Source organism: Pseudoalteromonas sp. PPB1, assembly GCF_015356275.1.
GTDB classification, from domain to species: domain Bacteria; phylum Pseudomonadota; class Gammaproteobacteria; order Enterobacterales; family Alteromonadaceae; genus Pseudoalteromonas; species Pseudoalteromonas rubra_D.
The window spans coordinates 1-10,189 of the sequence record NZ_JACEQV010000052.1 but is presented as its reverse complement, the minus strand read 5'-3'; the positions used below and the strand labels follow the sequence as shown (position 1 = coordinate 10,189).

At 48.2% G+C, this 10,189-nt stretch carries 4 protein-coding genes; all 4 read right to left on the bottom strand.

Translation table 11 applies throughout. The annotated features are described in order from the left end of the window. On the bottom strand, positions 1 to 2,248 hold a 2,248-nt coding region (locus tag IY568_RS24090; protein WP_194868931.1), incomplete at its 3' end, for an FG-GAP-like repeat-containing protein. Positions 2,249 to 2,464: 216 nt separating this feature from the next. Continuing rightward, positions 2,465 to 2,815 carry a hypothetical protein gene (locus tag IY568_RS24085; protein ID WP_125564814.1) on the bottom strand — a complete coding sequence of 117 codons (351 nt, stop codon included), beginning with the start codon at positions 2,813 to 2,815 and terminating at the stop codon, positions 2,465 to 2,467. A gap of 292 nt (positions 2,816 to 3,107) precedes the next feature. Next, entirely contained in the window at positions 3,108 to 3,626 is a 519-nt protein-coding gene (locus IY568_RS24080; protein WP_125564816.1) for a hypothetical protein, read from the bottom strand. 2 nt (positions 3,627 to 3,628) lie between these two features. Then, on the bottom strand, positions 3,629 to 10,168 hold the full coding sequence (locus IY568_RS25395; RefSeq protein WP_323744782.1) for an RHS repeat-associated core domain-containing protein: 6,540 nt from the start codon (positions 10,166 to 10,168) through the stop codon (positions 3,629 to 3,631). Positions 10,169 to 10,189: the final 21 nt, after the last annotated feature.

Here is a 10,189-nt window from a genome sequence, read left to right as displayed (position 1 = left end):
CCGGAGTAATGGGTGCTGATTCACTACGCTGTGTGACCGTACCACCACCGATGCGCTCCACCTGACCACCAAATCGATCTGCCAGGCTTGAAGAGGCCCCTACATGGTTAACCTTAACCGCCATTGGCGTGGGTTCAATCCCTCTGGGATCTTCACAGAAAGGCGGTCTTTCACAGGGGGGATGAATATCGTCATAATAAGTACTCACTCGCACTTTAGCGAGGAAATCAGCACGACCATCCCCATTAAAATCCATCGCCTGGAAGGTGTTGTCTTCTTTATCGTACGACATCATAGTCGCCGTTGAGCCACTCGGTGCCGACAGGTTAAACTTCAGCGCTTTTGCTGCACCACTGGCCAAACCATTTTTAGTGCCTTTCTGATAAGACAGCTTGTTGCCCACAAAATGCAACAGCTCCGGGTAACCATCTGCGTCTATGTCTAAAAAGCGCGTGTTATCATCCGAGCTCGGCTTACTGATCCCCGTCAGCTGCGTAAACGTGAAGTTCATCGCTGACGTATGGCGCATCAGTTGCCAGTACTGGCTGCTGCCCTTCATATACAGGATGTCGTCTTTACCATCCTTATCATAGTCAATGACTTTCCAGGTTTTACGGAAGGTTTTCGTAGCAATATCATGAAAACGACGCTCATCGCCAAAGCCACTGCCCGTATTCGGGATCATGTATAAATGATCTGACGAGCTGCCCCGGTCATTGCGCACATAAGCGATGTCGGTCAGGCCATCCCCGTTGAAATCCATAAACTGGTGCGCTTTATAGCGGCTGTTTCTGGAGTAGTCACGACCAATGTCTGAGCCCAGGCGAATGCTACCCCGTGTTTTCCAGTTAAACACAGTGGGTGACAAACAGCTGTTGTCCGATGAACAGGCCTGCACTTTTTGCAGCGCACTTTGTGTAACGCCGGTACCGATGTAGCGGTACGTCAGCTTATACTTACGCAGCAGGTTCCCTGAGTAATAGGAATCAATTTGCTTCAGGCGTTTGGTCAGGCCAACCTTGTTCCCTTTCAGATAAGAAACTTTGTTCTTATCAACACGGTCTTCCCAGGTAAAGCGGATTTCATTGCGGGTGCCGCCTGTACCATAGCCTGAATACTTCACCGCCGTCGGGTAATACTCCAGACTGCCGCTCACCTTGGTGTAGTGGTAGGTGTAGTAGTTACCCGAAGCATCCTGAACACGCTTCAGCGCCCAGGTAAATGCCTTGCCCTGCTTTGAGTTAATCAATGCATCCGAGGTGCTGCTGTATTTACCATAGGTATATTTATTGCCTTCTACATCCGTTACTGTAAAGGCATACGGGCCTGTGCTGGTGCTGGAAGTATGAGCAATGATTTTCTGGCCACTGTTTTGACGCGTACGGTATTCCGTGTTGTTGGCGCCATAAGTCTGACCGGATTTCACAATCAGGCGCTGACCGTCCAGACAAAAGCGGTCATTGCTATCAAAGTTAACCGCACCGGCCTTGCCGTCGGTTTCCATATTCTGCTCACAGCGGGTAATGGCACTGAGTCCGCCAATGGCAAATCCCACACCCACATGACCATTGTTGGGATTAGACGCATAGCTCAGAGAAACAGGTGGCTTCAGTCCACCCGTTGATTCACCCGTGGTGATGGGAATGGAATAAGTAAACTCACCACTGGGTGATACGTTACTCTCTGCCGGCAGTGAGCCCACATAATCATTGGTGTTGATGGCCGAACTCAACCCCGTCGCCTGGGCATAATGCACCAGCTCGGCAGATGGGTTTACAAAGTCACTACGAAAATCATAGTTTACATCGCGTACCTGCATCCGAGTGCCGATGTCTCGCAGGTCAATGCCGATACGGTAAGGGCGTACCTGGCCATTTGAAATGAGCAATTCATGTCCAAGATCGGACTGCATCAGAATGTCGGGCTGACCATCTCCGTCAAAATCGCTGCGCAGACGCTTACCGACCACATCCAGTTCATTGCGCAGTGCCGTAAAGTCTTTCTTTGACAGATACTCCAGTTTGTATCCGTTTGCCGTTTCGACCACACGCACATAGGGCATGGCGTTGTGAACACGAATACTGACCGGGGCGTCATCCGCCGTGGTGACCTGTTTAACAGGCTGTTGATAGTAGAGGTGGCCGTTACTGTCTCCCCAGACATCGCTGCTGGGGGTGACCGGGCTGGCCTGTCCCGACACACTAAAAGCCCCCAGCATCAGGGCCAGGGTTCCTTTGTACTTAAACATGTTTGCTCACTTTGTTTCTTATTTTTATCTGACGTTGATATCTGCCCACACTTATTTGCCGTGCCTGAGATCAAGTACAAGGCACTCCCTCACTTACACAGCTGCGACTATCTCAGCAAAGATAAGTAAGGTATTAACAACAAAATTCATATGCCAGAGCACAGTACTCTGAGTTGAGCAGATAGATATAGCTGTATCGAAATTCAGCCAGTAATATTATTCAACGACCTTTACTTCAACTTCATCGATTTGACAGTTCGCAGAAGCCTGATTAAAAGTGAGCTTAACGGGCAGGTTAGCGGCAACAGCAGTGAGTAGCATCGACTGCATATTACGATAGTTTTCGCTGGTTTTATTCAGCGCAGCCGCTTCTTCCTGGTCCAGGTTACAAGCCAAAGTGGCATTGGTACCCTGAGGAAACTTTACTTTTACCTGATTTGCTTTGGCAACAACCGAAGCAAATACAGCGTTTGATACGCCTTCACAGCTGTACTTATTGCAGCTTGCAGCAGCCTGACCGGCGAAAGTGATAAATAAAGCGGAGATAGCAAGTGTAGAAAATTTCATTATTATTATGTCCTTTTGAGAGTTATCGGTACAATGATACCTAAAAAGGAACATTAAAAAAACTTTAAATTTACACTCACATTTACAAAAAACAACAATGTTCCCTTGCTCAATTAGGTGCAAAGTATTGAACGACCTTCGCAGGTCTGGCTAGCTCTGTAGTGGTCATGTTAAGTTGGTCACAGTTGGTTGAAAAAGATGGTACATCTTCATCCAAATAAACAACTTTCGCTGTTGTTTTACACTTCTGATAGTAAGGGCCTTATCTGGCCCTTACATTATTACTTTAAAGTCAATTCATCACACCTTTACCGACTAAAAAGCCAGGATCACTTAACATAGTTAACCGAGTGATTGTTGAACCACCTACTAGCACCTCTGTATTTATGGCCGCAAATAGAACCACGTATTCCTTATCAGCAGTCAGATTCAGGGCTTTTTTATCAACGGTCAATATGTAAGACTTCACCTCTAAAGGAGAAAAGGTCATATTTTGGTCAAGCCTGCTTGTACCTCCACCAGTTATTCTGATCGGATGCTCAAACTTACCACTATAATAATCCTCAGCGAGATAAAACTCTAACACACTATTGCTTATCGTCTTGTCATCATACAGATGATGGCTAAGTTCTATGCTCATTGCCGTCTTATTCCTTAAGACAACACTCACTTTACACGTTTTAGTCTCGCAATAAGCAAATACCTCTACACTTACCGGTTTAGTTGCCGGAGGTAAAGACGCAGCAAACGACAAACCAGAGCCAACAAAGTTGGCTAGCATCCATATAACTACACCCAGAACTTTCTTCATACTCACCTCGCTCTTCTTGCAGCACTTGCAACTGAATACTCGAACCGATAAGCAGACATCTTCAACCAACCTCTATTGTATGCCCTATCGCTCGCGGAGATACTGTATTTTTGAGCATATGATGAAATACTTTTCAAACTCTCGCCTGCTGAGCCAAAGTCTAAATTGTGCCTTGATACCGGAGCTGAATTTCCAACGCCATCAACACCATGGTCGTGCGAAAAGACTTTGTGTGCACCTTCATGAACTAGTGTATCAGCATCAAACCCAAATTTACCTATTGCTATCTTACCAGGTGTATAGGCATCACCATGTGAGGCTGCTGAATAAATAAAACTTTCGCCCTCTTTATATTGTACGAGTAAATCTGCTACAGCTTTTGCTTGTACAATCAGAAACTCCGCAGTATCAGAGAATTCTGCCAGCTGGCTTCTGCTGAAGCCATAGTCCGCAGCAATCTGTTCATATTCAGGCCCTTCTCCTTTGAGCAACGTATTGACAAATTTATTGAGTTTTACGACGGCTCTGTCGACAGCGCCACTAATTTTTTTCATATCCGCTTTGTTAAGTTTCTCACCGACATTTTTTGTGCTGCTGGACTTTCCTTTATTCTTACCCGCACCATTTGTGGCTGTGTTTCCGTCTGTATCAGCATTGCCTTGATTTTTAGTCTCGAGCCCATCGATACAGCCACCACCGGCTGCCATATTGAGCATACAAGTAACAGCTTGACCTTTCGCAAACCCTTTGGCCCAGCCACCCGCAAAGTTCGCCAGTGCCGTTCCACCCTGATTCGCTGCCTGGATAATACCAACTGCCAGCTTGGCGTAACCATAGTAAGAGTAGGCTGTCAATAAGCCACTGAGTACAGTCGCCGTCACACCTGTGATAATCCCCTGGGTGATTGCCGCATTCAGTGCCCATATCGCTATCGTCGCAAAAATATAGCCACTGGGGTCGGTTTTATTCAGTGGGTTATTTACCACATACGAATAACGGTTCAGGTTCTGAATATTCTCCGGCGCCTGCACCATAGGATCTGCTTGTAAGAAGCGCCCCAGGATTGGGTCGTAAATACGCCCGCCCATATGCACCAAACCAACTTCATCCATTTGCTCATGGCCCGTGTAACCGCGTAACGTCAGCTGGCTGGTGAACTTACTTTGGTCGCTAAAGTCTCTCGCCCAGGTGGTTGCGTTTCGCCGTGCACCAAACACATCAAAGCTCATCACCTGCTCTTTCTTACCACTGGCATCCGCAATCACATGCGTTGAACCCAGGTGGTCATCCAGCATAAAGCGCGTGGTCGCCTGGTTGTTCACTGTGGTGATCAACACCTTGCCTGCAATATAGCGCTTGCTCACCCAGGTACTTTGACCGCCATAGCGAATGAACTCCACATTGCCCACATAACGGGTTTCCTGCGCGATTGGAATAAAGGTCGTGATATCTCCATTGAGAATAGGCAGCAGCAGGCCTTTTTCACCACCAAACTCAGTGCGCTTATAGCGCTTACCCGAACCCGAGTAGGCAAATTCCATCCAGTAGCTGTCTTTTTTGATATAAACCGGCTTGTGGAAGGTGTTGTACACCAGCTCACGAGCGTTGTCTTTCACCATATTACCCGCCGCATCGTACTGATAGGTATTGGCTCTGTCACCCGTCACCTTGGTCACAGCATGCGGACGACTCGACTGGTAATGATAATGGCCCACACCTGTTTTATAGGTAATGTTACCCAGCTCGTTGTAGCTGATTGTGGTGCTCGCTCCCCCTGAAATCGCGCTGCTGGTAACCCGGTTCAGGCTGTCATACCCAAAGGTTTCTTTCTTACCAATTGTATGGTCCTGACGATAATTCAGGTTACCCAGGTTACTCCAGTTGTAAGTCCAGTTCTGTAACGTGCCACTGCCCGTTGACCTCAGACTGGTCAGTAATCCAGTCTTTTCATCAAATACCTTAGTACGGGTAATACGGCTGCCCAGTTTCTCAGTGGTGATATTACCAAAGGCATCACTCGCAGTGGCCTGCCAGACTGTGCTATTAGTCTGCAAGTCTTTCAGGTAACTCAGGTGCTTGTGGGCATTATAGTGATACGTCACTGACTTGCCCGAGGCATCCGTTTCCTTAGATAGCTGACCTGCGGTGTTATACGCCCAGATTTCCTTATACGTACTGCCGTCAATCACCGTGTGTTTTTCACGGGTGCGACCAAAGGAATCGTAATAGAAGCGCTCAGTAAAACCGCTGACCTTATCAGTCGTCACGGCAACCATCCCCTTGGCATAGGCACCGTCATCATAGGTATTCTCTACATGATGTTCCAGTTTGTTCCCGCGTTTACGCTGTACTTCCGTAGTCCGTCCCAGTACATCGTATTGATACGTGATCACATTGCCATTGCTGTCTGACTCGCGGGTTACCTGATGATAGGCATTATAGCTGTAATTGATGGTACCCTTATCAGGGTCGATAACACGGGTTTTATTACCGTACTTATCATAACTGACCTGGATCTTATTGCCCTTAGGGCCAGTCAGCAGGCGTGACTTACCATTTTCATCATACTCATAGTATGCCGATTTACTGTTTGCATCTGTCACCCTAACCAGCATGCCCATCACGTTCTTCAGCTGGGTATGCTTCTGATTTGACGGGTTAATGGTCGTGACACTCTCGCCGTTGTACTCGGTTTTCCAGAGGGAGCCATCGGCCTTAGTGACCTGCACAACCCGATTTTGCTTATCGTATTTGTACACATTCCAAAGGGGTGTGCCACCGTGGAAATACGGCATCGACTCTTTGTACTTGCGACCTTTGGTATCATACAAGTAATCAACATTGATAAATGTACCGCTCAGAGACATACTGGACTCACGCAGCATACGACCATACTTATCGTAGTAAGTGCGGCTCGTTGGGCCACTTTCCGAGACATTTTCCTCGTAATAGGCCGCGCCACTGACGCACCCACTGGTACACCAGTATTTACTCTGGCTGCTGCTCAGCGCCTTGCTGCCAGTTTTACTTGTATTGTCAGCCGGGGTCGAAATCTCCCCTGTCAGACGACCTAATTTATTATAGGTATAGTAAGTACGCTGACCATTGGCCGACTGAGTATAAGACTTACGACCCTGGCTGTCATACCCTATGGTACTACGATGCCCCAGACTGTTTTCCTCACCCGTCACCAGACGATAAGTGCTGTCATAGTAAGTTTTTGTTGTTTTATCAGGTAAATCTGGTTTTGACACAGTCTGAGTGCTAACCAGTCCATAAACATTAAACGCGTAGCTCTTAACTACCCCATTGTCAGCGGTTGTTTTAGTCAGTCGTCCTTTGCTGTCATACGTAAAAGTCGAAGTATGGGTGTTCTGATAGTTCCCTTTATTTGTGCCATTCAGACGGTTTAGATAACGCTTCGTCTCAACCGTTTTGGTAACCCGACCACCATAATAGCTGTAACTATAAGTGTTAGTTGCTTCCGTTTTCGCATAGCCATTTTTGCCATCGACCACAGTATTTTGTGTTACCGGGTTGCCAAAGTTATCAACAGAAATATTTTTAGTTTTAGTAGCGATCAGAGTCTGCGAACTAACATCCGTATTATAGGTTTTGGTAATCGTTTTAGATGGATACACCAGATAGGGCTTAGTGCTGTTCGCAGTCACAAAGCTTGTTTCCTGCTTACGACCAAAAGTCGACGTCATATCTGATTTCAGACGCCAGATACTGGTATTCACCGACGCCGTTGACAGCGTTGCAAACTGTGCACTGCTTACCTGTACAGGCGATGCCTGTATCCCAGCAGCAGAAATGCCCTCTGCCGCACTGAAAGTCCTGGCTGAGGCAGCCAGAGTATCTATTGGTGCAAACTTTGGTGCTTCGCAACGCTCACCAGGCTGCCAGGAGCAGTTGCAGCTTTCCGGAAATACTTCACAAGGGTCTAAATCACCACCGCCACCGGAGCCGCCACCCGACCCTCCGCCGGAGCCACCACCTGAGCCGCCACCGGTGGACGTGTCGCTGCCATAACGTACATAGGTCTGAACCCGCTCCGGGTTGCCCCGGTAATCGCCATCCTGACGATAGGTTGTGACAACCTTAGTCCCGCCATTGACCGCTTCCATTTCAATCTGACGGAAACCCAGCATACCACGACCCACCTGGGCCTTTGCACCGTGATACTTATACTTAATGGTTTCGCCTTTTGCTGTCAGGGTGCTGACTACGCGAGCACCGGACTTCATATCCGTAACGCGACCATTGCCCCAGCTCTTGGTGCGGGCATCATTATGTGGTGTGTAAATATTGCGGTTGTTCAGCGTCGAATACGACACCCTCGTATACGCACCAAACCCGTCTCGTACGGACTCGATCAGGTTGGTCGGTGCATCCGAGTTCTGATATAAGCCCATACGACCCTGGAATACCAGTTTGTCTGCGCTGCCATCACCCGTGACGTCCATATAAGTCGTGAAGTCATAGTTCGACCCATTGGAAGTCATTTTACGGTGGGTAAAGTTCGTGCCGTTATAAAAGTAAAAATGATCTCCGTGATCTTCACGGTATACCTCTGGGATCCCATCACCATTGATATCAAACACCTTCAGGCTTGGCTTGTCGTAGTTAAACAACTTGATCCCGCCCGCAAGCCCAGTACCGGTATTGATCCGGGCATACCAATCATTGTTACTGTTGCGGTACAGAATATCTGCCAGACCATCACCATTCAGCTCAACCGCCTGAATGTCTTTATACGAGCTGGTACTGCCTAAAGAGTAAAGTTCTTCGAAAGTATCATTGCCCTTTGAGACTAGAATTTTCCAGTAAGTTACATGTGAATAGCCCTGTGTGGTAATGGGACCTGATACCCGGCTCAGTGACTGTACCTGCGCCGCCTGGAGTGCTACCGTAGCGGCTGGTCCGCCTACCATATTAACCGAATTCAGCTGGCTCAGATTAACTGGTTTAATAGGTGCTGATTCACTGTTTAATGGGGTTGAACCACCACCAAGGCGTTCTACCTGACCACCAAATTTATCGCCCAGATTAGCCGTGCGGGAGACTAAGTGTTGTGTGCTGGCTGAAAAAGGTTCAATTGGTTGAATCCCTACTGGATCTTCACATCTGCCTTCAAAGTCGCAGCCACCGCCGCCGCCGCCGCCGCCGCCGCCGCTGGTATAGGTGCTCACACGTACTTGCGCCAGGAAGTCGGCACGGCCATCACCATTAAAGTCCATCGCCTGGAAGGTGTTGTCTTCTTTATCGTACGACAACATAGTCGCCGTTGAGCCACTCGGTGCCGACAGGTTGAACTTCAGCGCTTTTGCTTGACCGCTAGCCAGACCCGTTTTAATACCTTTCTGATAAGACAGCTTGTTACCCACAAAATGCAACAGCTCCGGGTAACCATCTGCGTCTATGTCTAAAAAGCGCGTGTTATCATCTGAGCTCGGCTTACTAATCCCGCTCAGTTGGGTAGTGGTGAAATTCATTGCTGACGTATGACGCATCAGCTGCCAGTACTGGCTGCTGCCCTTCATATACAGGATGTCGTCTTTACCATCCTTATCATAGTCAATTACTTTCCAGGTTTTACGGAAGGTTTTCGTGGCAATGTCGTTGAAGCGACGCTCATCGCCGAACCCGCGCCCCGTATTCGGGATCATGTATAAATGATCTGACGAGCTGCCCCGGTCGTTACGCACAAACGCGATGTCGGTCAGACCATCCCCGTTGAAATCCATAAACTGATGCGCTTTATAGCGGCTGTTTCTGGAGTAGTCACGACCAATGTCTGACCCCAGACGAATGCTACCGCGCGTCTTCCAGTTAAACACAGTGGGTGACAAACAGCTGTTGTCCGACGAGCAGGCTTGCACTTTTTGCAGCACACTCTGGGTCATGCCGGTTCCGGTATAGCCGTAAGTGAGTTTGTACTTACGAAGCAGATTCCCTGAGTAATAGGACTCAATTTGCTTCAGGCGTTTGGTCAGGCCTATCTTATTACCCTTAAGGTAAGAAACCTTATGTTTATCCAGGCGATTATCCCAGATAAAACGAATTTCATTGCGGGTGCCGCCTGTACCATAGCCCGAATACTTCACCGCCGTCGGGTAATACTCCAGACTGCCGCTCACCTTGGTGTAGTGGTAGGTGTAGTAGTTACCCGAAGCATCCTGAACACGCTTCAGTGCCCAGGTAAATGCCTTACCCTGCTTTGAGTTAATCAACGCATCCGAGGTGCTGCTGTACTTACCATAGGTATATTTATTGCCTTCTACATCCGTTACTGTGAAGGCATACGGACCTGTGCTGGTGCTGGAAGTATGGGCAATGATTTTCTGGCCACTGTTCTGACGCGTACGGTATTCCGTGTTGTTGGCGCCATAAGTCTGACCCGATTTCACAATCAGACGCTGGCCATCCAGACAAAAGCGGTCATTGCTATCAAAGTTAACCGCACCGGCCTTGCCGTCGGTTTCCATATTCTGCTCACAGCGGGTAATGGCACTGAGTCCGCCAATGGCAAATCCCACACCCACATGACCATTGTTGGG